This is a genomic window from uncultured Pontibacter sp., from assembly GCF_947492645.1.
Classification (GTDB): domain Bacteria; phylum Bacteroidota; class Bacteroidia; order Cytophagales; family Hymenobacteraceae; genus Pontibacter.
In genome coordinates this window covers 110896-135080 of the sequence record NZ_CANLMZ010000016.1, presented here as the reverse complement: position 1 = coordinate 135080, position 24185 = coordinate 110896, and the positions used below count along the sequence as shown (strand labels likewise).

The 24185-nt window shown below is 47.0% G+C and carries 22 protein-coding genes and 1 tRNA gene; 15 read left to right on the top strand and 8 right to left on the bottom strand.

The genetic code is table 11. The annotated features are described in order from the left end of the window. Window positions 1-152: 152 nt before the first annotated feature. Window positions 153-695, bottom strand: coding sequence for a dTDP-4-dehydrorhamnose 3,5-epimerase (gene rfbC / locus Q1A23_RS19170; RefSeq protein ID WP_299826442.1), 543 nt, complete (start codon window positions 693-695; stop codon window positions 153-155). A 105-nt stretch (window positions 696-800) separates the two neighbouring features. Next, on the bottom strand, window positions 801-1907 hold the full coding sequence (locus Q1A23_RS19165) for a glycosyltransferase family 4 protein (RefSeq protein WP_299826440.1): 1107 nt from the start codon (window positions 1905-1907) through the stop codon (window positions 801-803). A gap of 128 nt (window positions 1908-2035) precedes the next feature. Between Q1A23_RS19165 and Q1A23_RS19160 the strand changes: the two genes are divergently transcribed. The 4 genes from Q1A23_RS19160 (at window position 2036) to ppk1 (ending at window position 6925) form a co-directional block, all read left to right on the top strand. Continuing rightward, window positions 2036-2749 (top strand): SirB2 family protein, encoded by a 714-nt coding sequence (locus Q1A23_RS19160; RefSeq protein WP_299826438.1) that lies wholly within the window; start codon window positions 2036-2038, stop codon window positions 2747-2749. Continuing rightward, the gene (hflX, locus tag Q1A23_RS19155; protein ID WP_299826436.1) at window positions 2749-3936 is read left to right on the top strand and encodes a GTPase HflX; all 1188 of its coding nucleotides are present in this window, start codon (window positions 2749-2751) and stop codon (window positions 3934-3936) included. The genes Q1A23_RS19160 and hflX overlap by 1 nt, the downstream gene beginning before the upstream one ends. Window positions 3937-4249: 313 nt before the next feature. Further along, the gene (locus tag Q1A23_RS19150; RefSeq protein WP_299826434.1) at window positions 4250-4744 is read left to right on the top strand and encodes a histidine phosphatase family protein; all 495 of its coding nucleotides are present in this window, start codon (window positions 4250-4252) and stop codon (window positions 4742-4744) included. Between the two features lie 75 nt (window positions 4745-4819). Beyond that, entirely contained in the window at window positions 4820-6925 is a 2106-nt protein-coding gene (ppk1, locus tag Q1A23_RS19145) for a polyphosphate kinase 1 (protein WP_299826432.1), read from the top strand. 138 nt (window positions 6926-7063) lie between these two features. Here the strand turns inward: ppk1 and Q1A23_RS19140 are convergent, their stop codons facing one another. Both Q1A23_RS19140 and Q1A23_RS19135 read right to left on the bottom strand, forming a co-directional pair. Then, entirely contained in the window at window positions 7064-8098 is a 1035-nt protein-coding gene (locus tag Q1A23_RS19140; RefSeq protein ID WP_299826430.1) for a DUF6268 family outer membrane beta-barrel protein, read from the bottom strand. A gap of 64 nt (window positions 8099-8162) precedes the next feature. Beyond that, complete coding sequence (locus Q1A23_RS19135; protein WP_299826428.1) at window positions 8163-11981, bottom strand: metallophosphoesterase; 3819 nt, start codon at window positions 11979-11981, stop codon at window positions 8163-8165. Between the two features lie 367 nt (window positions 11982-12348). On the opposite strand from Q1A23_RS19135, the gene Q1A23_RS19130 reads away from it, so the two are divergent. The 3 genes from Q1A23_RS19130 (at window position 12349) to Q1A23_RS19120 (ending at window position 14186) form a co-directional block, all read left to right on the top strand. Then, a complete protein-coding gene (locus Q1A23_RS19130; RefSeq protein ID WP_299826426.1) occupies window positions 12349-13581 on the top strand; it encodes a Pycsar system effector family protein in 1233 nt (410 codons plus the stop codon). Window positions 13582-13644: 63 nt separating this feature from the next. Continuing rightward, a tRNA-Arg gene (locus Q1A23_RS19125) sits at window positions 13645-13716 on the top strand. 119 nt (window positions 13717-13835) lie between these two features. Next, window positions 13836-14186 carry a hypothetical protein gene (locus Q1A23_RS19120; protein ID WP_299826424.1) on the top strand — a complete coding sequence of 117 codons (351 nt, stop codon included), beginning with the start codon at window positions 13836-13838 and terminating at the stop codon, window positions 14184-14186. Window positions 14187-14546: 360 nt separating this feature from the next. Here Q1A23_RS19120 and Q1A23_RS19115 read toward each other — a convergent pair whose 3' ends face one another. Both Q1A23_RS19115 and Q1A23_RS19110 read right to left on the bottom strand, forming a co-directional pair. Then, window positions 14547-15569, bottom strand: a complete 1023-nt coding sequence (locus tag Q1A23_RS19115) for an alkaline phosphatase D family protein (RefSeq protein WP_299826422.1) — start codon at window positions 15567-15569, stop codon at window positions 14547-14549. Between the two features lie 146 nt (window positions 15570-15715). After that, entirely contained in the window at window positions 15716-16090 is a 375-nt protein-coding gene (locus Q1A23_RS19110; RefSeq protein WP_299826420.1) for a T9SS type A sorting domain-containing protein, read from the bottom strand. 165 nt (window positions 16091-16255) lie between these two features. On the opposite strand from Q1A23_RS19110, the gene Q1A23_RS19105 reads away from it, so the two are divergent. From Q1A23_RS19105 to Q1A23_RS19085, 5 genes are all read left to right on the top strand, one after another. Further along, window positions 16256-17368, top strand: coding sequence for an NAD(P)/FAD-dependent oxidoreductase (locus tag Q1A23_RS19105; protein ID WP_299826418.1), 1113 nt, complete (start codon window positions 16256-16258; stop codon window positions 17366-17368). 125 nt (window positions 17369-17493) lie between these two features. Next, window positions 17494-18612 carry a type III polyketide synthase gene (locus Q1A23_RS19100; protein WP_299826417.1) on the top strand — a complete coding sequence of 373 codons (1119 nt, stop codon included), beginning with the start codon at window positions 17494-17496 and terminating at the stop codon, window positions 18610-18612. Next, window positions 18593-19288 (top strand): methyltransferase domain-containing protein, encoded by a 696-nt coding sequence (locus tag Q1A23_RS19095; protein ID WP_299826416.1) that lies wholly within the window; start codon window positions 18593-18595, stop codon window positions 19286-19288. The genes Q1A23_RS19100 and Q1A23_RS19095 overlap by 20 nt, the downstream gene beginning before the upstream one ends. Before the next feature lie 53 nt (window positions 19289-19341). After that, the gene (locus Q1A23_RS19090; protein WP_299826414.1) at window positions 19342-19518 is read left to right on the top strand and encodes a hypothetical protein; all 177 of its coding nucleotides are present in this window, start codon (window positions 19342-19344) and stop codon (window positions 19516-19518) included. A 73-nt stretch (window positions 19519-19591) separates the two neighbouring features. After that, entirely contained in the window at window positions 19592-19801 is a 210-nt protein-coding gene (locus Q1A23_RS19085; RefSeq protein ID WP_299826412.1) for a hypothetical protein, read from the top strand. A gap of 114 nt (window positions 19802-19915) precedes the next feature. Here Q1A23_RS19085 and Q1A23_RS19080 read toward each other — a convergent pair whose 3' ends face one another. Further along, on the bottom strand, window positions 19916-20818 hold the full coding sequence (locus Q1A23_RS19080) for a histone deacetylase (protein ID WP_299826411.1): 903 nt from the start codon (window positions 20816-20818) through the stop codon (window positions 19916-19918). Window positions 20819-21284: 466 nt separating this feature from the next. On the opposite strand from Q1A23_RS19080, the gene Q1A23_RS19075 reads away from it, so the two are divergent. The 3 genes from Q1A23_RS19075 to Q1A23_RS19065 all read left to right on the top strand — a co-directional run bounded on the left by Q1A23_RS19075 (window position 21285) and on the right by Q1A23_RS19065 (window position 23407). Continuing rightward, a complete protein-coding gene (locus tag Q1A23_RS19075; RefSeq protein ID WP_299826410.1) occupies window positions 21285-21911 on the top strand; it encodes a porin family protein in 627 nt (208 codons plus the stop codon). Between the two features lie 113 nt (window positions 21912-22024). Next, entirely contained in the window at window positions 22025-22759 is a 735-nt protein-coding gene (locus Q1A23_RS19070; protein ID WP_299826408.1) for a YceI family protein, read from the top strand. A gap of 96 nt (window positions 22760-22855) precedes the next feature. Beyond that, entirely contained in the window at window positions 22856-23407 is a 552-nt protein-coding gene (locus tag Q1A23_RS19065) for a hypothetical protein (protein WP_299826406.1), read from the top strand. Window positions 23408-23470: 63 nt separating this feature from the next. Here the strand turns inward: Q1A23_RS19065 and Q1A23_RS19060 are convergent, their stop codons facing one another. Beyond that, a complete protein-coding gene (locus Q1A23_RS19060) occupies window positions 23471-24028 on the bottom strand; it encodes a type 1 glutamine amidotransferase domain-containing protein (RefSeq protein WP_299826404.1) in 558 nt (185 codons plus the stop codon). Between the last annotated feature and the right edge of the window lie 157 nt (window positions 24029-24185).

Here is a 24185-nt window from a genome sequence, read left to right as displayed (position 1 = left end):
GTACGCTTGCCTTTTTTCGCTGTCAGTTTTTCCATATAAGGTTGATGTTGGTGTCAACCTATTTCAGGACAGGACAAAGCACATAAAAAAGCCAGCAACTATATGTGCTGGCTTTTTTATGTGCTTAAAACTAACTTTGCTAATAAAGCATGCTAAAACGGGGAATCAAGCTCCGTTAGTGTTGGCAGTATCTCATCTTTAGGCGAAACCAGCGGTTGCTCCACTCCCCACTCAATACCTAGAGCCGGGTCGTTCCACAACAAGCCCCCTTCTGAGGACTGGTTATAAAATTCGGTGCACTTGTACAGGAAAGTGGTGTTATCTTCCAAGGCCACAAAGCCATGTGCAAAGCCCGCCGGAATCCAGAATTGGTTGTGCTTTTCTGCATCGAGCAAACAAGTTACATGCTGCCCGTAAGTAGGAGAATCTTTACGCAGGTCCACCGCCACATCCAGCGCTTTGCCTGACGACACCCTCACTAATTTACCCTGCGCATGTGGTGGCTTCTGAAAGTGCAGTCCTCTTAACACACCTTTTTTAGAAACTGACTGGTTATCCTGCACAAACACGGGCTTTATGCCTAGTGGCTCAAACCATTTGTCACTATATGTCTCCAGAAAATAGCCACGGTCATCTTTAAAAATGCGCGGTGTAAACTCCACTAATCCTTCTATGTGAAAAATTGTATGATCCATGTATAATTTATTTGCTGATAGCTTAAAATGTCTTTGTTCTAATAAAATGGCAAGCTAATTACTCTAAGGTCAATAGCTCTCAGCATCATATTATGATGCTAAACACTAAGCAGTTACCTCTTTTATAGCATGCAGGTACTTCTCTATTACAATACGTTCGTCGAAGCGGGTAACGGCAAGCTGCCGGCTGGCGCTTCCCATCTGCTCCAGCTCCTTATCGCTCAAATCCAGCATCTGCTGCATTTTATCAGCTAAATCGGGGGCGCTACGCAGTTTACACAAATAACCATTTACGCCCTGCTGCACTACTTCGCGGCAACCTGGCACATTGGTGGCTATCAACGGTTTCGCCATGGCGGCAGCTTCCAGCAAGGTTCTTGGGGTACCTTCGCGGTACGAGGGCAGCACCACACAATCGGCTTTAGCAATTACGCCAGCTACATTGTCAGTTGCGCCTAAATATTCTATAACGCCGGTTGCCAACCACTCCTGCAGCTTCTCGTTTTTGATGCCTGAACGGCTTTTCTCATCTACCTGGCCCAGCAGCTGGCATTTCACATTCGGATACTTCTCCTGTACCAGCTTGCTCGCCTCTACAAACTCCACCACACCTTTGTCATAGAGCACACGCGCCACCATCAGAAAAACAAATGGGCTGTTGCGCTTATAGCCAGGGGCAGGCACAAATGCTTTTAGGTTTATACCAGAGCCCGGCAACACTTCGGTTATGCCCGCGCGCACCAGTTTATTTCGCATAAAAAGGCGGCGGTCGTCGTGGTTCTGAAAGAAAACCCAGGCCGGGTATTTAAAAGAAAATTTGTAAAGCTTAAGCGCTATGCTGGAGATATAGTCTTTAGTAATGAATACAGTACCTAACCCTGACACATTGTTTATAGCAGGTATGCCTGCCCAATGCGCGGCTATGGCGCCATAGATATTGGGCTTTATAGTATAGTGCAGCACTACATCCGGCTTTGTTTTTTTATAAGCGCGGTACAGGCGCCAGATCAGCTGCATATCAGTAAACGGGTTGGTGCCTTGCTCCATTGCCACAGGCAGGAACTGGCAACCCGCCGCCACTAAACGCTCCGAGTAAGCATCTTCAGGCGCTATTGCCACTACCTCGTGCCCCTCCGTCAGCAACGCCTTTATCAGGCCTAGCCGGAAGTTATAGATGTTCCAGGAAGTATTTATTACAATGGCAATCCGCATACGTGCTCTCTAGGCTCGCAAAGATAAGGTTCTTTAGGTCAAAAGTTCTAAGTTAGCCATTTTAGCTGTAGCATCTGAAATTTTAAATTAAATTGCGTTCTTTATCATAAACCGCACATATCTAACCCATGCAAGAGGCCGTAACGGTGCTGCACACGCACGTATTGGTAGTTATACTTTTCCTGATTCTTTTCACGTACAAAGCCCTGCTGCTTTTCCTGAACGAGCACAAGCAACTGGAAAAGGCGAAGCGTTATACTAAGGCTCTGGATATTGTTTTTGGTACGCTCATACTTGTAACTGGCGGCTACCTGCTATACTTGTACCAGGGCATGCCGGCCTGGCTAATCGTTAAAATGGTCTTGGTTTTGGCGGCTATACCTTTGGGTATCGTGGGCATTAAGCGGCACAACAAAAAACTTGCAGGTGCATCGCTGCTGCTTTTCATGTATGTATATGGCATAGCCGAAACTAAAAGCCTGCTCATGCTAAACCCTGGCCCTATCGAGAATGCCACCACGGAAATGGAAAGCACGGCCACTAAGTATAACGCTGAAGCAACAGAAGAAGCAAAACCAGCAGAAATGGTGGCTGCCCTGGAAGACACACAACTGGCCAACGCAAAAGCCATTTACACACAGGTTTGCGAAACCTGCCATGGCCCCGACGGCACAAAAGGTTTAGGTGGTGCCGCTAATTTAAAAGAAAGTAATTTAAGCCTTCAGGACCGTATTAACGTAGTCGAAAATGGGCGCGGCCTGATGCCTGGCTTTGGCGGGCAGCTAACAGAACAGGAAGCAGAAGCCCTTGCTGCGTATACCATGACTTTAAGAAATGATTAATGGGTAAAAAACAATTTTATGATACCGCCAAACCGCAGGAGTCTGCGGTGCTGGTAGCCGTACCAAGCTACCGCCAAACCGACGAGCAAACGAAGGAATACCTCGATGAGCTTGCATTTTTAACTGAAACTGCCGGTGCCCAGACTGTAAAGCGATTTGTTCAGAAACTAGACAAACCAGACCGCGCCACCTTTGTTGGTAGCGGTAAACTAGACGAGATAAACGCTTTTGTAAAGGAGCATGGCATTGACATGGTGATCTTTGACGATGACCTTACTCCGTCGCAGGTGCGTAACATTGAGCGCGAACTGCAAGTGAAAATTGTAGACCGAAGCTTACTTATACTTGATATTTTTGCTTTACGCGCCAAAACCGCCCAGGCACACGCCCAGGTAGAGATGGCTCAATACCAGTACCTGCTCCCGCGCCTGACCAATCTCTGGACCCACTTATCGAAACAAAAAGGTGGTATAGGCATGAAAGGCCCCGGTGAAACAGAAATTGAAACTGACCGCCGTATAGTGCGCGAAAAAATAACCTTGCTGAAAGAGCGCCTCAAGAAGTTTGAGAAGCAGAATTTTGAGCAACGCAAAGCGCGCGCAGGTATGGTTCGTGTAGCCTTAGTGGGATATACCAACGTGGGTAAATCCACGATCATGAACCTGCTCTCCAAATCAGATGTGTTTGCAGAGAACAAGTTGTTTGCAACCGTAGATGCTACCGTACGCAAAGTAGTGCTTGAAAACATACCGTTCCTGCTCTCCGATACTGTAGGGTTTATCCGCAAATTGCCTACTAAGCTAATCGAATCTTTCAAGTCTACTCTGGATGAAATACGCGAGGCCGACCTGCTGGTGCATGTTGTGGATATTTCGCATCCATCTTTCGAAGACCATATTGCTGTGGTGAACGAGACGTTGAAAGATATAAATTCTGCTGACAAACCAGTACTACTGGTGTTTAACAAAATAGACCAGTACCTGGAGCAGCGCGAGCAAGAATTACAGGAAGAGGAAGCAGACGTTCGCCCTTCTATAGATGACCTGAAGGCTACCTACATGGCTAAGGAACATGCACCTGCCCTGTTTATTTCAGCTACTAACAAGTTAAACATCGAAGATCTACGCGAAGAGCTGCAGCGGCGTGTGGCAGAAATACACTTTGAACGTTATCCTAACAACGTTTAAAGGATGAGTTTATACTTTTGGCAAAGAGGAAGCTATCGTGTGGCTTCCTCTTTTGCTTTATACTTTGCAGGTTATGTTGTTTTAAGCCTCTTTTCCTAAAACTGCCTAGGATTCCTTTATGCATAAACGTTGCAGTTTCAGTAACGAGACCTGGGTAAAAGCAAAGAAAGTATAAAGTCCCTTTACTTATACCTGGCAAGATTGAGAAACCCGCAGTCCATAAAACAAATTACCTATAGTTTCAGTAAGTAGCAAAGCCACTATTGCTACCAGTTTGGTAGCGGCATTGGCTTTCTGAATTATTGAGAACTATATGAAAACGCTATACATCCTGAGGCACGCTAAATCGAGCTGGGACTTTGAAGAACTTAGCGATCACGACCGCCCTTTAAATAACCGTGGCCGTAGCGATGCCCAACTTATGGGCGAAGAACTTTCTAACCGGGGTATAACACCGGAGCTTATCGTATCAAGCTCTGCTGTAAGAGCAATTACAACAGCTACCCTGGTAAGCCGTGAGCTGAACTACGATGCCGAAAGCATTTTAGTGAACGATAAAATTTATGGCGCCGATCGGAAAGAACTACTGGAGGTAGTGCATAACACCCCCACCGAAGTAGACAAGATGATGCTGGTAGGCCATAACGAGGCTATATCAGAGTTTGCCAACATGCTTAGCCCCGAGCATATTGCCAGCTTGCCTACTACAGGCGTGGTGGCGCTGGAGTTTAACTGCGATAGCTGGTACGACATCAGCAAAGAAAACGCCTCGCTTCTTTTCTACGACTTCCCAAAGAATTACAAATAAGACGGAGGGCTGCAAAATGCCTGATCCGGCACAAACCAACGTATATCCTGCAAAAAAGGCAGGCACCCTAAAATAATGGAAAAAGAAATAAAGAAAGAGCCCGTAACTGCTCCAGAATACCCTTTAACTAACAGGGAACTGAGCTGGCTGGCCTTTAACTATAGAGTACTGCAGGAGGCAAAAGACAAGTCTGTGCCCCTGCTGGAACGCATTAAATTCATGGCCATCTTCTCGTCTAACCTAGATGAGTACTTTAAGGTAAGGGTAGCCACCCTGAAACGCCTGATCAAGCTGAAGAAGAAAACACGGCAGAAACTCGAAGAAGAACCCTCTGAGACTTTTGACCAGGTAATACAGGAAGTGCGCCGCCAACAAGAAGAGTTTGGTGAGGTATTCAGAGAAAGTATACTTGCCGATTTACGCGAGCAAGACATCCACCTGCTTACCGAAACCGAATTGAACCCGGATCAGCAGCAATGGATAAAAGCATACTTTGAGGATAACCTGAAAGACATACTGCTGCCCATCATACTTGATGCCACCGATACGCACCTTTTCCTGAAGGACCAAACCGTATACTTAGGCATACACATGTTGGAGCCAGCAGAGAAGGACCTGAAGCCGGAGCGCTTTGCCATGCTGGAGATACCCACTAAAAAACTGGGCAGCCGTTTTGTTAAGTTGCCAACAGTAGATGGCAAGCGCTATGTCATGTTTATTGATGACGTTATTCGCTTTTGCCAACCCCTGCTGTTCCCGCAGTATACTAAGTTTTATGCCCATGCCGTAAAAGTATCCCGCGATGCCGAACTGGACATTGAGGAAGAGGTATCGGGTAACCTGATGGCCAAGATCAGGAAGAGCCTGAAAAAGCGCGAAACCGGATATCCTGCACGACTGCTTTATGACCCTGAAACGCCACAGGTGCTCCTGGAGCGCATGATGGTACACACCAACATGACGGAAGATGAGTTGGTGGAAGGCAGCAAATACCATAATTTCCGCGACTTTTTTCAGTTTCCGGATTTTAACCTGCCTAACCTCAAGTATCAGCCGCAGCCTACCCTGATACACCACGAACTGGAAAAGGAGCCAAGTATACTTGCAGCCATGCAGAAAAAAGATTACATGGTGCACTACCCTTACCAGTCTTTTGAGTACGTGCTGCGCCTGTTTAATGAGGCCGCCAATGATCCTAAAGTAACTGCCATGAGTGCAACCCTGTATCGTGTTGCCGATAAGTCTGCGATTGCGAAGGCATTGGTTAAGGCTGCTAAAAACGGTAAGCTGGTAACGGTGGTGGTAGAGCTTAAGGCACGCTTCGATGAGGAGTCTAACATTTACTGGGCAGGAAAGCTGCAGAAAGCAGGCGCCAATGTTATTTTCGGAATCCAGGACCTGAAAGTACACTCTAAACTAGGCCTGATTACGCGCAACGAAAACGGGAAACTGGTTAACTATGCCTATCTGAGCACAGGCAACTACAACGAGGACACCTCTAAGATTTACGCCGACCATGCCCTTTTCACTTCGGACGCTCGCCTTACAAAAGACATGGAGCAAGTGTTTGAATTTTTCATAGATCGCCAGCCAAACAAAAAATTTGAGCACCTGCTGGTGGCACCGCTTAACATGAGGCAAAGTTTTGTTAAGCTGATAGACCGTGAAATAAAGAATGCCCAAAAAGGCTTGCCGGCAAGTATGATCTTAAAGATGAATGCCCTGCAGGACGAACGCATGATAAAGAAGCTGTATGCCGCAAGCCAGGCCGGTGTAAAGATAAAGCTACTGGTGCGCGGCATCTGCTGCCTGGTTCCGGCCGTTAAGGGCATCAGCGAGAACATCGAAGTGCGCAGCATCGTGGACCGTTACCTGGAGCATGCACGTGTGTACATCTTCCATAACAACGGCGACGAAAAATACTATGTGGCATCTGCCGACTGGATGACCCGCAACCTGAACCGCAGAGTAGAGGTAGCTTTCCCGCTTTACGACCAGGAACTGGTAAAAGAAGTAAGAGCTTTGATAGACTTTCAGTTAAACGACGATACCAAAGCCCGTAACGTAGATAACTCGTATGCGGCTACACCAGCCAGCGCAACTATCCGCTCGCAATATGCTTCTTATGAGTACCTGCGCAACCTGGTGCCTGAAGGCACAGAAGCAGCATGTAAACATTAACCGGAAAGTATAAAAGCAGAAGAGGCAGCTATATGTTAGCTGCCTCTTCTGCTTTTATACTTTCCGGTATCCACGTAGTTGGCTATACTTAAACAAATGCCATCTCGCAAAGTAGTTAGCCAGTATTGCCGTGGGCATCTATTTGCCAGCATTTCTTCCTATCCACTTACGCGGGGCTACCAAAAACAGCTCTACACCCACATAACCTGCACCTGCAAGATCGTTCGTAATTAAGGGATCCCTTGATCCGATTTCGTCGAAAACTCTGTGACGGTAATACTGCCTGAAGCCACCTTCCACGCTAAACCATATAAAGTCGTAAATCTCACGCTCCAGCCGCAGCAGGGCCTTAATATCAGTACGTCTCAATTCAAGCTCTCCAAACGATGATAGGGGTGTTTCGTCGATGTACATGTTATAGCTTGAGCCTTCAAGGCGGTAGCCGCCATACAGCAAGGTTTTCTCGTTCAGGTTGTAGCGCAGCCGGGCATTTGCCGGAAAAATCGATTCTACGCCCCATTTGTCGTTAAAGGTACGGTTGTAAAGTATACCGGGGTACACGCTTTGCCTGCCAAAAGTATAGCCCAACTGCAGGCCAACGCCTATCGCAAAATCAGGGCTTTTCTTCCAGCCATAAGCCGCCTCTACATTTACCTTGAGGTAATCCGAAACATTTATATCGTCTCGGTTATAGTCGCCGTTTAGTTCGCCTTTTAGCCGCACCAGGTAAAACCTGCGCGCATCAAGAGAGTGCAGATAAGCCACCTGCAGGCCCAGGCTTTTCAGGTTTTTATCTTCCAGGTAGCGGTACAGCGGGTAAGAAGTTGGTGTAAGGCCTTCAAAGTTAAACTCCTCCAGTTGGTAATCCACGCCTACTATTACCTTTGTTTGCGGCTTGTTTACGACTGGTGCAACTACCCTGGTGCTAAACTTATTGTGGCGGCGCACCTTTCCATTGCCACCTCCAATTCGGGGGTCATCTGACTCAGAGTCTATATCAAAGCCGGGTAGGCGTTCATACCCTATTACTACTCCCCTGCCCCTGCCCATACCACGCACACCCGGTGAGGCATATTCTTCAACTTCTGGCTCTGGTTCTGGTTGCTGCGCCTGTGCCTGCTGCACGGCGCAAAAGCAAAGTATCGTTAATAGTATTCTTTTTAATTCTTTCATAGTTTTAGTTGGTGCTGTTGTAGCAAATTGCACTAAGTATAATTGTTTGGTGTAGTGCCACCTTTTAAAAGAAGAAGCCAAAGTTCAGCATCCAGAGTTTGTCTACCTCACCCACCGAATAAGTAAGCGAGAATGCAGTCCGGTTAAGTGCATCTACCCAAATACCACCGCCATATCCTGTATGCAGACTACGGAAAAAAGCTTCTTTAGGGTCATCGCCGTAATACACGCGCCCCGCATCCAGGTGGCCCAGCACTCCAAACTTACCTGGCGCCAAGTATAAATTATACTTAAATAACTCTAAGCGCGCCTCACCATTGGCGTACACGCTGCTGCGCCCGGCAAAACGGGTGCGGCGGTAACCGCGCAGGTTATCTGTGCCACCCAGCGTGTTGGCCTGGAAAAACCGGAAGTCGCCCCAATTGTGCGCTGCTCCCAAACGCCCTGCCCAGGTTAGCTGGAACGGGAAGTTAGGGCTGATGTAGAATCTGAACTCTGAGCTAATATTTGTGAAACTCAGCTTTTCGCCGCCTATTTCCTGGTTAAAGCTAAGCTTGTTGTACCACCGCATACCGATATACGGGTTGTTAGATGATGTGCCACCTCCCAGAACCTCCATGTTGGCGTAGGCTGCCAGTCCTGCATAATGCTGCACCTCAAAATCATCTGTTAAAATGTTGTAAGTGCCCGGCAACAGGTTACCGCTTCGTGCCTCCTCCAGCAAAAAGCTTTCACGGGTTGGGTATACCACCCTGAAGCGGTCATAAGTAGGCCCAATGCCTATTTTAAAGAACGATGTAAAATCGCGGTACATAGAGGCGTTAGCAGAAAGGCGCTCAAACCTTACCCTATAGTAACTGTCTTCCAGCTCGGAGTTTTGGTCGGTGTTATTGCCTAAGCCATAGAAGTTGCGCTGATACTTTGGCCCTTGCAGCAGCCCTCCCATGGCTATGTTCCAGTTACCCAGCACTTGCTTTAAATCGCCGGTATACTTTACATTAAAAGAGTTGGATAAGAAAGCATAGTTCGCCTCCAGCAGGTGCTCTGCCGCATAAGGCACTTTCCTGAACTTGTGGGTACGCAGCAGTATGCCTGCTCCTAAAAATAAGCCATCGTCTACGTTATACTCTGTGGAAAGGCGCGGCCCAACGTATGGCATGCTGTAGTTATCGCGGTCGTAAAAGTTAACCTCCGGAAACTCCTCCGTTTTGTCTTTTGTCTCTGGCCCAAATGTAAACTTATTCTCGTTTTTGGTGTCGTACACAATTGTGTGCTTCTTTAAGCCGCTTACATGCGATGAGTCTGTGATGATATCCTCGTCGGCACCACCTATGACACGCACCACTATACTTGAGTTCACGTTGCCGGTAAGTATAAACTGGTCAAGGCCACCCATGCCGTAAATGCGTATTTCCTTTGTTTCGGAGGTAAGGAACGTGCGGTTGTAGAGGTTCTCCAGAATTACGCCCTCCTTGCTTGTTTTGTAACCTGTTACCTGCACTTGCTCGTCGTTCAGGCGCTGTATCTCGAAACGTTCGTGCTTATCGCTTCCGGCTATATCTACATACTTGCTTATGAAAGTGTAATACTCGTTGGCTGCGGCAGGCAACTTATCTCTGCGTGATTTTAATTTGGCTGCCAGCTCTGCACCAGATATCTCTCTTACCTCTTTTGGAAGTTCTGCTATAGCCGACTCGATTACTTTATCTGTTATACTGGCTTGTATATCCTTTGCTATTGCCTGCCATTGTTCGCGGGTTATCCGGGAGGTAAATGCACGGTCAGCCTGTAACCCGCTTAGGTTTAAGCCAATCACGTCTTCAAAGTCGTAGCCAAAGTTCTGCACATTTCTTACGCCCCATTTGCGTGTAGCCAGCCACGGCAGTATACCATCTATCTTAAAAAAAGCCTGATCGCGGTCTTCGGGCACAGGTATGTACAGTTTGCCTTTGTCGTTTTGCTTTTCGCGCTCTACCCAGCGCCATTGCCCCTCGTGCCGGTCCCAGTCGCCGATAAGCATATCCAATAAGCGTGCTCTCACAAACTCAGGCTGGTCTACTTCATTATCGTTATCCTGCCGTAGCTCTTCCAGCATTTTCTCGGTACCAACCAGGTTTTTGGCATATCCAAGACTTGCCGTTTCTTCGTGGTTTTCGTCTGCGTCCTCCTCCAGAAAAGCTACTGTGTTGCCAAACTCATCAATGTACTGCCGCAGGTAGGGTGTGTTGGGTATGTACACCAGTTTTGGGTTGGTGTGATAAACGCTGGCTGCATCTGCCAGTTTAGGCACAATTAAGGCACCGTATGGGTGCTGCGCCGATATCTGGTCTTGCAGCAGGGCTTTGGCGGCTGTCTCCTGCAGGTACTCCGGCAAGGCCAATGTCGGGTCTTTGTCTACTGTGCGTAAAGTATACTCTTTTGCATCAGGGTTACGCACTTTAAGCGATGCAGTTTGTTTACCTCCTCCTTTCTGATACGGTGTAAGGCCGTTAAACTCATTTTTCATATCCAGCAGAGGTATCTCCACGGGTGTAATCCATTCTTCGCGGTAGTGTTCTCCCAGCAATTTCTTTCGTAAGGCCGAGGCTTTATAATCGGTGTTGGCCGAAGTTACGATCGTACTATCCGCGTAGTTTGTTTTATCTTGCACCAACGGCACGTTTTTGCGTGGCTGCTTGGCATACAGGGCTGTTCTAAAACTGATCTTGCCTGTTTCGCCTTTGCCTTCCGGCACCCAGAACTCCGTCCATACTTCCCCGTTTTCGTAGTACAGCACTTTTGAAAAGCCCTTAGCGGCTTGCGTGTAGGTAGCGTTTCCGCCGCCCTTTACGTGCTGTATCTTACAGCCCGAACCACTTACGATATGCGCCAGGTTGTTATGCTTAAAATACTGCAAAGAGTGCTCGTGGCCGGCAGCGTAAACAATGTTATCATACTTATCAAAGATATTGAGTAAGCCCTGGATGTAAGCCTGGTAGCGCGGGTGCGGAATGTCTTGCAGAATGCCGCCATACTTGCGGGCAAAAGGGTAAATAGAGCCGATAACCGGCAACGGCAGGTACATCCAGTCGCGGAGCATGGTTAGCGGGAAAAGATGATCGCGGAGCGTGTAAAAACCACCGTGGTTACCTCTTGTAAATAAAGGGTGATGAGCCACCACCATTATATCGCTGCCGCTGTTCTTCTCGATGATATCCTCTAACTGCACCAGGAAATCAAGCTCTGTTGCTGCGCCGCAATTGCTGTTGTCGCCATAAGGCCTGTCGAAGGGGTGCAGCCACCACTCCGAGTCAATTGCTATCAGCACCAGGTCGTCGCTTATCTTTACCTCATACGGTCCGGGGCAACCATTGCCAGGCACATAAAAGTCTCCGCCAACTACAATGTTTTCTTCAGTAAGATACTGGTTCACGTAGTTTTGTTCGCGTACAACATACTCCAGGCCGCCGCGGCCGCTGTGGTTCCAGTCGTGGTTTCCGGGTATCATGTACTTTTCGCCTTCATAGCCCTTAAGTATATCCAGCTGCGCGTTCAGGCGTTCTTCCGATACTTTTCTGTCGTAGCTGCCAACCGGCGGCAGGCCATTATGGTACACGTTGTCTCCCAGGAAGATGGTGGCACTTTGTTGGCCTGCTTCTTCCATCTGCTTGCGCATCAAAATCATGCTTGGCTCGCCTTCAGGGTCTGGGGCACCTACGTCACCAATCAGAAAAACAGTATAGAGAAGCTTGTTTTGAGGATCCGGGCCATTTTGCTCCCAATCAAGTGCGCCCCGGCTATAGTATGGCTCTGTAGATACGCAGGCAGTAAGGGCAAACATGAGCAGCAGTTGCCATACATACTTGAAGTATAGCCGCTGCTTGATGAGTAGTTTTTTGATCATAGGTTTTATAGTACTGTAGCACGCCCTGCCATGGTTATGTATCGGGTGCGCTTCTCAGGCCAGAATCCTGGTGCACCACAACGTTATCCATACTTACCCTAAAATACGGCCTTGTGTTTTGTGCAGCCAGTTATATCCAAACTTACCTTTGGTTGGCCACCTGTACGCTACTGTGCTGGCGGGGCTGGATTTGATAAACGAGAAGGAATAAATTTTAGTTGTTGGCCCCAAAAACTACAGCAGCCACTCTTTAAAACGAGGGTTTTACTAACAAAAAGCCGTTTTCAACGTAACCGCAAATTACCGTGCACCATCAGCGCACTTTACTTTATATTACTGCTTGCACCTTGCAAGGCAGCACCCAACTATGAGAGACCAAGACATTGTTAAGCAAGCAAGTGAGTTTATCTTTAAGTTATTTAAAGAACGACTTTCCAGAAAGCTTGTTTACCATAACTACAAACATACATTCGAGACGGTAGCAGAGGCAGAGGATCTGGGCAGGCGAAGCAATTTACAAGACGATGAGTTGCAGGACCTGGTACTGGCTGCCTGGTTTCATGATACCGGCTACATTGACACGTATGCCGACCACGAGCTGGAGAGCGTTAAAATAGCAACAGCCTGGCTGCAGGAAAAAGGCTACCCTGAAGAGCGCATCGAGCGTATAAACCGCATGATTATGGCCACTAAGCATAACCAGGAGCCCGAAGGGCTGTTGGAAGAGCTGATGGTGGATGCCGATATGTCTAACATCGGTAAGGAGACTTTTTTTGCCACCGCTGAACTGCTGCGCGTGGAATGGGAAATATTTACCGACAAGTTTTTCTCTGACCGGGAGTGGGCTCAGTTTCAGATTGATTTCCTGCTGTCTACTACTTTTCATACAAACCAGGCGCAACGCAAGTTTGCAGGCCAACTGGGTATAAACATACAAGAACAGCGCAACCGGCTTAGCAAAGAAGTAAAGAAAAAGAAGAAGCAGGAAAAGAAGCACCGCGAAACACTAGCCCAACCCAAGCGAGGCATTGAAACGATGTTTCGCAATACTTACCGCACGCACCTTAACCTTAGTGCCATAGCAGACAATAAAGCCAACATGATGATAAGCCTGAACGCCATCATCCTGTCGGTTATCATCACTTACCTTAGTGCCAAAACATCTGCAACCGGAAGCGAATTTGCTCAGCACCGCACCCTGCTCATACCTGTCGGCACGCTGGTGCTAACTACCCTTGGCTCCGTAATTTTTGCCATCATATCGGCACAGCCAGAGATTACCAGCTTCTCCTTTAAAAAGGAGAAAATGAACAACAGGAACATCAACCTGCTTTTCTTCGGTAACTTTACAAACCTGGCCTTAGAGGATTTCCAGAGTGGGATGCATGAGATTATGCGTGATAAGAAGTCGCTGTACAACAACATGATAACCGACATCTACTATTTAGGAGATGTACTAAACAGAAAGTATAAAATACTGCGCATATCCTATACTATTTTTATGGTGGGGTTGGTGCTTACAGTTATAGCGTTTTCTATTGCGGTATTATACTATGGGCCAAGCGACTTGCCAGTACCTACAAACGGTGCAGCGCAATAACACACAATACTTTGCACAATAGTTTAATTGGCTTAAATTTGCTTTCGTAATCCAGTTTCGATTGGCCCTGTAGTTCAATGGATAGAATAGAAGTTTCCTAAACTTTAGATCCAGGTTCGATTCCTGGCAGGGCCACAACTTACAAGAGTCCCATGGTTATAAGTATAACCCTTAAAGTCGTTTACCAAAAGAAGATCTAAAATAGCGTAAATCACAAAACCTAACTGTATACACCCTGGTATACATACCTGAACATGAGGAAACTTATACTTACTGGTATTATAGCCCTTGTACTTAACTCTTCATGCCGCGAAAACAGCCGTGGCACGATAGAACATGATACGTCAGAGGCTACTGTAGCCAGTGAAACAGGCACAGAAGCTCCTCTCCCTGCTGAAGTACTTTTAGCGACCAAACCTCTTATTGCTGGCCAACTGTACGCCAAACCGGATTTCCAAAGCGCATCGCTTGCTTCTTTCGATACCTCTCAGAGTATTCATGTGTTAGATACTTCAGACGCCATTTTTGTGCAGGCCCGCATTAGAAAAGACTCTTCGGTTTTAACCGGGTATATTCCGAAAACCATCCTGCCTGAAAAAAAATAAATAGGCACATCCATACTTACCCAACAGTATAGAGCGCCATAAAAAGCGAAACCCTACCAAACGTTACGTCTGGCAGGGTTCCTAGATCAACAAACACTTATGAGATCAACTTTAGCCTGAGATTTGGTATTGCCTCCTGTACCATACAGAGAGTCAATTTTGCTGTTAGCATGTTTTTGACTGTAAGAACGCTCAAAGGTTTAATCCAGGAAAAAATATATCTCAGAAAATCAGGCGTTTTGAACTGGACTTATACTTTATGCAGCCTGCTGCACCCAAAGCAGGATCTCTAAAATTACGGGTATACAAAAGCAACCTTACATGTAAGGCCGCTTTTGTAAAGTATAGTCTGGTGTATGTTTAATATACTACGGTTTCTTTAAGCAGTATTGTATCGTTCTCGCCTTTTATCAGCATTTCTACTGCTACTTGCTCTTTGTTCCAGTTAAAATTAAGCACACCAAAGTTCAGCTTCTTTATTAGCTCGCCTACTCTGTACTGGTTGGGCTCCTTGGCTGCGCCGCTGTATACATGGGTAAGCCCGCTGCTGGTAATTTCGTAAAGGGGGTAGCTCATGCCTGGCAGGTCTGTTTTGGATATCTCTGCAATGTGGCGGTCGCCGCTTAATAGTATAACCCCTTTCGCATTAGAGGCAGCAACCATATCCAGGAGGCGCTTGCGTGCCGCCGGAAAATTTGCCCACTTTTCAAACACCTGCTCCTCGGGCAGCACTTGTATGCCATTGCCGATAATGTTTATGGCAGCTTTGCTGTGCTTTAGTTCCTGCTCCAGCCAGCGCCATTGCTCCTCTCCTAATATATCGCCGGTGCGGTTTATCTGGTATTCTCTGTTTATGCGGGCTAGTGAGTCGCGGTGGTAGCGGCTATCCAGTAAAATAACCTTTACTTGTTTGCCTTTAGGCCCATAGGTATGCGAACTGTAAACACCTTCCTGGGTACGGCGTGGGCTTTGGGCAGGCTCACCTATAAAGTCCCAGAAAACCTGAGCACTTTCCTTGCGCATCGTAAATTCCTTGCCACCGTCATTCAAACCATAGTCATGGTCATCCCACACGCCTATTATATCTGAGGTTGCCATTAACTGCTGATAACCCGGCTCTGCTTTTACCTTGTCATACTTTTGGCGCAGCACATTCATGTCGTAAGAGTCGCCGTAAATGTTATCGCCTAACCATACCCATACTTGCGGCTTATTTTGGTTGATAGGCTCCCACAGGGGTTGCGGCAGATCTTCGCGGTTACAAGAGCCGAATGCAAGTGTGGTGATAGGGGTTTGAGTTTGAGTTGCGGCCGGCTTCTGGCAGCCGCCAAGTATAAGCAGCAAGAAAGCCAGCAGCTGCAAAGGGGTGTAGTTGGTACGCATTGGTTTGTGTAAAATATTTTAGTAGCAGGCAAATATAAGAAAATCAAGTTGCTTGCGCGCAGGCACAATTGTAAGGTTTTTGTTAAATAAAAAAGGCGGCAGCTCCTTTTCAGGAACTGCCGCCTTTGCTGCATAGCTATTTATAGTTACTTTATAACTACTCGTCTAACAGAACTATAGGTATCTGTTTCTAACTTCACGTAATAAAGTCCTTTTGCTTTTCCAGAAAGGTCTATTGTTTTTGTAAACACCCCTTCGCCGCGTGTCAACGTTTCGTGGTAAATCTCGTTACCGATAACGTTTATGATGCGTAACTCTGCCTTTTTAGCAGGCAAGTTAGACACCGATATAGTAAAAACGCCATTACTCGGGTTCGGGTAAATCGCAAGTTCTTCCTCATCCTGAATTACCCCAACGGCTTTTTCGGCTGGCTGCACCGGCCCCACGACAGATGTCCTGGCCTGTGCCTGCGCTAAAAGCACCGTTGAAATGGTAAAGAGCGTAAGTATAAATTTTTTCATGTATGTAAGTAAAATCCTTCTTCAAAGTTACAAAAGTCGTTCCACTTTATTAAAACGTCTACACAAATAATTTGTTCTTGTATTATACACCCCTAAAAAGGTGCGTTCACTAAAAAACAGCATTTACAATTGCATTTTACGTATATCAAAAAGTTTTAAAAACCATTGGAGCAGGCAGTAATCATAGGAGGTGGCTTGGCAGGTTTAACTTGTGCACTAAAGCTCGTTCGCCAGGGGGTCTCCGTAACAGTTATCGAGAAAAAATCTTATCCATTCCATCGGGTTTGTGGCGAATATGTTTCTAATGAGGTACTGCCTTACCTGCACAGTCTCGGCGTCGCCATCGAGCAACTTGCTCCTGCTCGCATCTCTGCCTTTATACTTACCTCTCCCAACGGCAACAAGCTGGAGGCGGCCCTGGATTTGGGGGGCTTTGGGGTAAGCCGCTACACCCTGGACAACTACCTGTACCAGCTGGCACAGCAACAGGGTGTAAAATTTAAGCTTAACACTACTGTGCAAAGTGTTTCTTTTGCAGATAACTGCTTTACCCTGGCGCTGGCAAACGGCGAAAAAATAACCTCCGAAATTGTGATTGGCGCTTATGGCAAACGCACCAACCTTGACCGGCAGCTATCGCGCAGGTTTTTCTTGTCGCGGTCGCCGTATATTGGTGTAAAGTACCACCTGCACTACACCCAGCCAAAACACCAGATAGCGCTGCACAACTTTAAGGATGGCTATGCCGGCATCTCTGCCATAGAGCAAAACCGCTACTGCTTCTGTTACCTCACCACCCGTAAAAATCTGCAGCAGTACGGCACCATACCTGCCCTGGAGAAAGCAATACTGCACCAAAACCCCCACCTGCGGCACATATTCTCAGAGGCTGAGTTTCTGTACACTAAACCAGAAGTCATAAACGAGATTTCTTTTGCCACCAAAACCTGTGTAGAAGAGCACATGCTGATGTGTGGCGACGCTGCCGGCATGATTACCCCTTTGTGCGGCAACGGCATGGCTATGGCCATACATGCAGGGAAAATAGCCGCAGAAGAAGTTGTACATTACTTTAAGAACGGGCATAACCGGCAACAACTTGAGCAACGCTATACCCTTGCCTGGAAAAACCAGTTTGAGAACCGGCTGAGGTTGGGGCGCACCGTGCAGCACTTGTTCGGGAGCCCTGTATTATCTGAGGCAGCAGTAGGTGTATTAAAATACATGCCTGCCGCCGTAAACTACATTATGCGCCAAACTCATGGGCAGCCATTTTAAAGGAGTATATCTATTATAGTACTGCTTGCGTACTTAGATGCGTTACCTGTTGCTACACTTTTAGTCCCCATCTTGCAAAAACAACCCTACAAGTGCAATGCGTAACAACTAACACTACCCGAAACATGAAGAGCTACATTTGCGCTATAGGTACTGCCAACCCACCCCACAAAATACCTCAAATGCAGGTAGCCGACTTTATGGCTGAAGCGCTGCAGTTTGATGCGCAGCAGACCCGTAAGCTGAAAGCGCTATACAGAGTTTCTGGCATTACCCAACGCTATAGTGTTTTGCAGGATTATACCCGCAGCAACGGCGAGTATACTTTTTACCCCAACACTCCAACACTAGAGCCTTTCCCGACGGTGCAAAAGCGTATGGAGCTATACCGCAAACATGCGGTTGATTTGTCGGAAGATGCGGTGCGCCAATGCCTGGCTAACTCTGCTGTAACCTTGCAGGAGCTTACCCACCTGATAACTGTTAGCTGCACCGGCATGTACGCCCCCGGCCTGGATATTGAACTGGTGGAACGGCTGCAGCTATCGCCTTGTGTGCAGCGCACCGCAGTTAATTTTATGGGATGCTACGCTGCTTTCAATGCCATCAAACTCGCCGATTCTATTTGCAGAGCTAACCCGGAGGCCAAAGTAATGCTGATCTGTACTGAGATATGTACGATTCATTTTCAGAAGCACGCTGAGCAGGACCACCTGGTTTCGAATGCCTTGTTTGGCGATGGCGCCGCTGCCGTACTTATGCAGGGCTTACCCTGCCAGGAAGTATGCCTGGAGTTGCAGTCCTTCCATTGCGACCTGGCACCAGCAGGCAAGCGCGACATGACCTGGCATATAGGCGATACCGGCTTCGAGATGACGCTCTCTTCCTATGTGCCCGACCTTATCAAGAAAGGTATAAAAGAACTAACCGAACGGCTGCTGCAGGGCCTGAAAACCACTACCGAGGAAATAAAGCTGTTTGCCATACACCCCGGCGGCAGGCGCATATTAGAAGTGATAGAGCAGGAATTAGGCATGACGCGCAACGACAACCGCTTTGCCTACCAGGTGCTGCGCGACTTTGGCAACATGTCATCAGCCACAGTACTGTTTGTGCTGAAAGCGCTGATGGATACATTGACGCCAGACGAGCAAAACGAACCTATCCTCAGCTTTGCTTTCGGCCCCGGCCTTACCCTGGAGTCGATGCTACTAAAGGTACACTATGCTGAAGTACAGGTCTAACGAGCCGGAACTGATGGACGACCTTACCTTATCGGGTGAGGAACTGCGCCGCAACCTGGCTGAGCTCGAAGTGATAAACAACTGGCTGGGCGGCCACAAAGTGGTGCTGGATGCGCTGGAGCAAATCACCAAAAACGGAAATCATACTTTGCGCATTGCAGATATAGGCTGCGGCGGCGGCGACACACTTAAAAGTATAGCCAAATGGACAAGGCGCAAAAGTATAAAAGTAGAGCTGGAAGGGATAGATGCCAACGATTTTATGGTGCAGTATGCCCGCAACCGCTGCGCTGAATTCCCTGAGATAAGTATAAACCAATACGATGTTTTCTCGGGGGCTTTTGCTTTACAAAAGTATGATGTGGTGGTGTGCAGCCTGTTCTGCCATCACTTTACGGATAAGCAGTTGGTGCAAATGTTCCGACAGCTTTACAAGCAGGCAAAGTATAAAGTTATCATCAACGACCTGCACCGCCATTGGCTTGCCTATTACTCTATTAAGTATATTACAGCTGCTTTCTCAGGATCAAGGCTGGTAAAGAACGATGCTCCGCTTTCAGTATGGCGGGCTTTTAAGCGCGAAGAACTGGAGGAGCTGGTACAGCAGGCAGGTATCCAGAATTATACTTTAAAGTGGATGTGGGCCTTCAGGTGGCAGCTGGTGCTGTATAAATAGCAAAACCTGGTTGACTAATTAACTCAAAAGAAGTATCTTAAAAATAAAAACGCATGAACCGATTCCTGCCCCTCCGCCTGCACCTTATCCTGGCCATTGCCACAGCTGTAGTTAGCATACTGCTGGTTGCTAATAATGAGATGTCTACTTTGCCACAGCTGCTGCTGTTCTTTTTTCCGATCTTTATGTACTTCGTGAGGATAGCTACCGGAGAGCGGGCCGGCAACTAGGGCAATCTCATTTTGAAGCAATACTACCTTCTTGTTCTTAACCCTGAAGCCGTTTTAAAGGTATAGTTAAAGTATGATAACAAAAGACAACATCAGGTTCTGGCTCCTGTTTATCGTTTCTATTATACTTTCGGCGATAGCTATTTCGCTGTTCTTTAAAGCGCTGAAGCTGATACTCTACATTATACTTGTACTTGCGCTCGCGCCTATCATCTACATTGCGCTGCGCAGCATCATACCCGGCCGCAAGCGCCCCGACGACAAGCTAAAAACAAGAGACTAGCCTATTGCTGAACGATACTTGTTGCTTGGCAGGGCCAGGATTCTCAGGATCGTAAGAAAACCAACAGGTTTTATACTTCAGCAGTCATCAAGCCAACCTGTTATTTAAAATTGCTTAAAAGTATACTTGCTGCGCCAGCCTGAAGGTGTTGGCATGCGCCTCTACAATATGGGCAATCTGTTTAGAGTAGCCTCCTCCCATACTTATAGTTACAGGCAGGTTGTGGCGGCGGCATAGCTCCAATACTGTGCGGTCGCGCTCTTTGCAGCCGGCTATACTCATACCTAATTTGCCCAATTTATCCGTTGCCAGCACATCCACCCCCGACTGGAAAAACACGAACTCCGGCTCGTGCTGGTCTAGCAGGCGTGGCAGGTGGTGCTTTAGCAGGTTTAAGTACGTTTTATCGTCGGTACCCTCGGCCAGGGGTATATCCAGATCCGATTTCTCTTTGTGAAACGGGTAATTGTGGCCGCCATGCATGCTAAAAGTAAACACGCGTGGCTCGTTCGCGAAAATTTGTGCTGTACCATTGCCCTGGTGCACATCCAGGTCTACAACCAGTATTCTGTTGATGCTTTTATACTTTAAAAGGCAGTTCGCGGCAATGGCAATGTCGTTTAGCAGGCAAAAGCCCTCTCCCCTGTCTGTAAAAGCATGATGGGTGCCACCGGCAATGTTCATACCCACACCATACTGCAGCGCAAACAAAGCAGCCTGCCAGGTGCCGTTCATAATTACGACTTCCCGGCTTACCAGCTCCTCCGACAACGGAAAGCCTGTCTTTCGAATTTCCGAGGGCGTTAGCTCCAGGTGCTTCAGGCGGCGCCAGTACTCGGCATCATGGGTATCAAGTATAAACTGCTCGGGCAGCGGTTGCGGCTCAAATAAGTTTTCTGTAGTGATGGTACCTTCATAAAGCAGTTGCTCAGGCAACAGGTCATACTTAGCCATCGGGAAACGGTGGCCTTCTGGCAAGCTGTGGGCAAATATATCAGACCAGGCAATTTTCAGCATATCACAAAGGTAACAACTATTCGGCTACTGAGGTTTGTAACAAACTACCTGCCTTACACAAAACTGTGCAAAAACTAACTTTTTTAGCAACAGAAATGTGCAAAGTGGATAACCTGTTACACTTTCAACTTTTAGATAGCTGCTCTATATTTTACCTGTGCACAATTGTGGATAACTATGTTAATTACCTATAGTTATCCACTAACCCTTGTTAGTTTTTAATAGCTACCACCCTGCAATCTTTACAATTTTATATTTCTGAGCTAAAAAGTATAGTTTAGCCCCCTTTGTTTGCTAAAAATTTTATCCTGCGTTAGCAAATTAATGCCTCACCTTTTCAAGTAGCTGCCTCGCCTCCGTTAACCGGCCATCGCTGCAGGCCTAACCTGCATGCACACGCAACATTATAAGTAACTACTTAAGTATAAACTTATAAGCTTATGTACATTTAATAACCCCAAAGGCTATGAAAAAATGCTTTACTATACTATTGCTCACACTTTATACTTTAACCGCAGATGCGCAGCTAGGACCTACCGCTCAACAGCAAGACCATAACCTGTATGGTGGCTTTAGTGGCCCCAATGCCGGCTTCGGTTTAAAGGGAGGCGTTAATTTTGCAGAAATAAATGGCAGCGACAAAGCAATGCTTGGAGATATAGATGGGTATACCAGCTTTCATGCAGGCATTTTTGCACAGCTTGCCTTAAGCAACTTTTTCTCTATCCAATCTGAGTTGTTATACTCCAGAAAAGGTTACGAACGCACCGACTCCACCTTCAGGTTCGATTACCTCGAGCTGCCCGTGCTAGCTGTCTTTAACCTTACTGACAACATCAGCATACACCTGGGCCCGCAAATAGGCACCATGGTATCGGCCAAACAAGAAGGCAAGGAAGTAAACCTGGATCGCTTTAACACTTTTGACTACGGCGTGGCAGCCGGACTAGAAGCCCGCATCAGTCGTTTCAGGTTGGGCGGACGCTATAACCTTGGTTTTGCAGATGTTATAAAAACCAATGCAGCAGGGCAAAACGTAACCTCTGATATAAAGCAAGGCGTATTGCAGGTATACCTTGGCGTCGGCTTTTGATGCACCTGGTTTGTAACAGCTAAAGTGCGCAGGATACAAATCGTTTCGGATACTGGAAACGTAATTATAATAGTGCTAATGGTGTAGCCTGGCTCTGCCTTAAGATTTAATATATGACTAAACGATACCTGCACATCCTAAAGTATAACACCCTTGCCTTGTTATTTTGCCTGGCAGGATTCACGGCCTGCGACACTTCCGTTAAAACAGATAATGCCCTGGTAGGAGAAGCCATAACCACAAAAACCAAAATCAAAGCCCCTACTGTTTTTTTGATTGATACCGCTAAAAGCCAGCTTACCTGGATTGGCGCCAAAATGACTGGCCGGCACAACGGTTATTTTAAAATAAAAGAGGGGGAACTGCACCTGAATGAAAGCCAGCAGGCCAGCGGCAATATCCTGATTGACATGACCACCATGCAGGCTGATGATAAAACGATTGACAAGGCCAGTAATTTAAAACTAACGAAGCACCTTAAATCCGAAGACTTCTTTGACTGTGAAAAGTATAAGACTGCTGCTTTTGAACTAACAGCGCTTGCCCCCTACGACAGCTCACAGGTTAAGCCTACCCAACCCCGTACTACCCCCGATGATGCGCTTCGCGTAAAAAATCCTACTCATTTTGTTACGGGCAACCTAACTATCAAAGATATAACCAAAAGCGTTACATTTCCGGCCAGGATCACGTTAGAGGATAACCAGCTAAAAGCTAAAGCAAACTTTAACATAGACCGCACAAAGTGGGGCCTTATATACCGCTCCGACAAATCCCTTGGCGACCAGACTATACGCCCCAAAGTAAATATCGGATTCGACATTGTAGCCACAGCACAGCATAACTAAGGCTGCTCACCCCTGTACTAAGCTTACCTTTTTAAACCTTTGCATGCTAAATAAGTAGTTAATGCGTTTCTAGGCAAAAGCCAAAAAGTATAAAGTATGAGAAAACACCTTTGCCTGCTACCCTTGTTGCTGTTTACACTTGCTGCGCAGGCACAGAGCGAGGCCGTATCTGCGTTTAATCTGGAGCAGGAAAGTATACTCAGAGCGGGCATGCTGGTATTGGGGGGCTGGGCAATAGCTAACATTATGCTGGCAAGTTTTAAGCTAACCAATACAACAAGGGCCAGGCGCTACTTTTACCAGATGAACCTGTACTGGAATATCGTTAACCTTATTATCGCCGGGGTTGCCCTGCATTATATTGTATCGTCTGCAGAGGGCACAATGGCCCTGGCAGAAAGTGTGCAGCAGCACGTGTGGTACAAAAAAGTACTCTACTTAAACATCGGGCTTGATGCTGGTTACATCATGCTTGGCGCTTATTTAAAGCAGCGCTCTAAAACAGCTTTGTTTAAAGGAGAGCAGTTCTTGGGCTGGGGCAGGTCAGTTATACTTCAGGGGCTTTTTTTGCTGGTGCTGGATGTGGTGCTGGTAGTAGTACTGGAGGGTAACACCGAGAAGTTGTTTGAGCTAATACCCGGAAATTAAAACCAAAGCGCCGCTCCTTAATAAAAGAGCGGCGCTTTGGTTTTGTAGCTTAAACTGTGCCTGCTAACGGTCATGCTTGCCTTCTGCAAACTCTTCAATCATCTTTTTATTAAAGGCAGGTATATCGTCGGGGTTACGGCTGGTTACCAGTCCCTGGTCTACTACAACTTCCTGGTCCACCCAGTCGGCGCCGGCGTTTTTCAGGTCGGTTTGCAGGGTATGGTAGCTTGTCATTTTGCGGCCTTTTACTTTGCCTGTTTCAATCAGCGTCCAGGGGGCATGGCAGATAGCGGCTACTGGCTTGCCACTTTCCATAAATTTATTTACAAAGCTTACAGCTTCTTTATTCGTGCGCAGGTTATCCGGGTTCATCACGCCGCCGGGCAGCAGCAAACCATTATAGTCGTCTGCATTTACTTCGCTTAGCTTCTTATCAACCTTAAACTTATCGCCCCATTCGGTGTGGTTCCAGGCTTTTATCTCGTTGTTTTTATTTGGCGATATAATGTGTGCTTCGGCACCTTCATCTTTCAGGGCCTGCAGGGGCTTTGTCAGTTCCACCTGCTCAAATCCTTCCTCTACAAGTATAGCTATCTTCTTTCCTTCTAGTTTATTAGCCATTTTTAAGTTTGTTTGTGGGTTATACATGTTTTAAACTAACTAACGGCACCCTTCCCATTTTTGTTAACCACACCCTAAGGTTACACCATTCGCTCAGCCAAAAATTTTTCCGGATTTGTTTTGATGTTATGCATTTAAGAACTTAAGTTTGCATCAT

Coding starts and splice junctions, on each gene's coding strand:
- rfbC (WP_299826442.1), bottom strand. CDS start 695: ATGGATCATACAATTTTTCACATAGAAGGATTAGTGGAGTTTACACCG.
- Q1A23_RS19165 (WP_299826440.1), bottom strand. CDS start 1,907: ATGCGGATTGCCATTGTAATAAATACTTCCTGGAACATCTATAACTTC.
- Q1A23_RS19160 (WP_299826438.1), top strand. CDS start 2,036: ATGCAAGAGGCCGTAACGGTGCTGCACACGCACGTATTGGTAGTTATA.
- hflX (WP_299826436.1), top strand. CDS start 2,749: ATGGGTAAAAAACAATTTTATGATACCGCCAAACCGCAGGAGTCTGCG.
- Q1A23_RS19150 (WP_299826434.1), top strand. CDS start 4,250: ATGAAAACGCTATACATCCTGAGGCACGCTAAATCGAGCTGGGACTTT.
- ppk1 (WP_299826432.1), top strand. CDS start 4,820: ATGGAAAAAGAAATAAAGAAAGAGCCCGTAACTGCTCCAGAATACCCT.
- Q1A23_RS19140 (WP_299826430.1), bottom strand. CDS start 8,098: ATGAAAGAATTAAAAAGAATACTATTAACGATACTTTGCTTTTGCGCC.
- Q1A23_RS19135 (WP_299826428.1), bottom strand. CDS start 11,981: ATGATCAAAAAACTACTCATCAAGCAGCGGCTATACTTCAAGTATGTA.
- Q1A23_RS19130 (WP_299826426.1), top strand. CDS start 12,349: ATGAGAGACCAAGACATTGTTAAGCAAGCAAGTGAGTTTATCTTTAAG.
- Q1A23_RS19120 (WP_299826424.1), top strand. CDS start 13,836: ATGAGGAAACTTATACTTACTGGTATTATAGCCCTTGTACTTAACTCT.
- Q1A23_RS19115 (WP_299826422.1), bottom strand. CDS start 15,569: ATGCGTACCAACTACACCCCTTTGCAGCTGCTGGCTTTCTTGCTGCTT.
- Q1A23_RS19110 (WP_299826420.1), bottom strand. CDS start 16,090: ATGAAAAAATTTATACTTACGCTCTTTACCATTTCAACGGTGCTTTTA.
- Q1A23_RS19100 (WP_299826417.1), top strand. CDS start 17,494: ATGAAGAGCTACATTTGCGCTATAGGTACTGCCAACCCACCCCACAAA.
- Q1A23_RS19095 (WP_299826416.1), top strand. CDS start 18,593: ATGCTGAAGTACAGGTCTAACGAGCCGGAACTGATGGACGACCTTACC.
- Q1A23_RS19090 (WP_299826414.1), top strand. CDS start 19,342: ATGAACCGATTCCTGCCCCTCCGCCTGCACCTTATCCTGGCCATTGCC.
- Q1A23_RS19085 (WP_299826412.1), top strand. CDS start 19,592: ATGATAACAAAAGACAACATCAGGTTCTGGCTCCTGTTTATCGTTTCT.
- Q1A23_RS19080 (WP_299826411.1), bottom strand. CDS start 20,818: ATGCTGAAAATTGCCTGGTCTGATATATTTGCCCACAGCTTGCCAGAA.
- Q1A23_RS19075 (WP_299826410.1), top strand. CDS start 21,285: ATGAAAAAATGCTTTACTATACTATTGCTCACACTTTATACTTTAACC.
- Q1A23_RS19070 (WP_299826408.1), top strand. CDS start 22,025: ATGACTAAACGATACCTGCACATCCTAAAGTATAACACCCTTGCCTTG.
- Q1A23_RS19065 (WP_299826406.1), top strand. CDS start 22,856: ATGAGAAAACACCTTTGCCTGCTACCCTTGTTGCTGTTTACACTTGCT.
- Q1A23_RS19060 (WP_299826404.1), bottom strand. CDS start 24,028: ATGGCTAATAAACTAGAAGGAAAGAAGATAGCTATACTTGTAGAGGAA.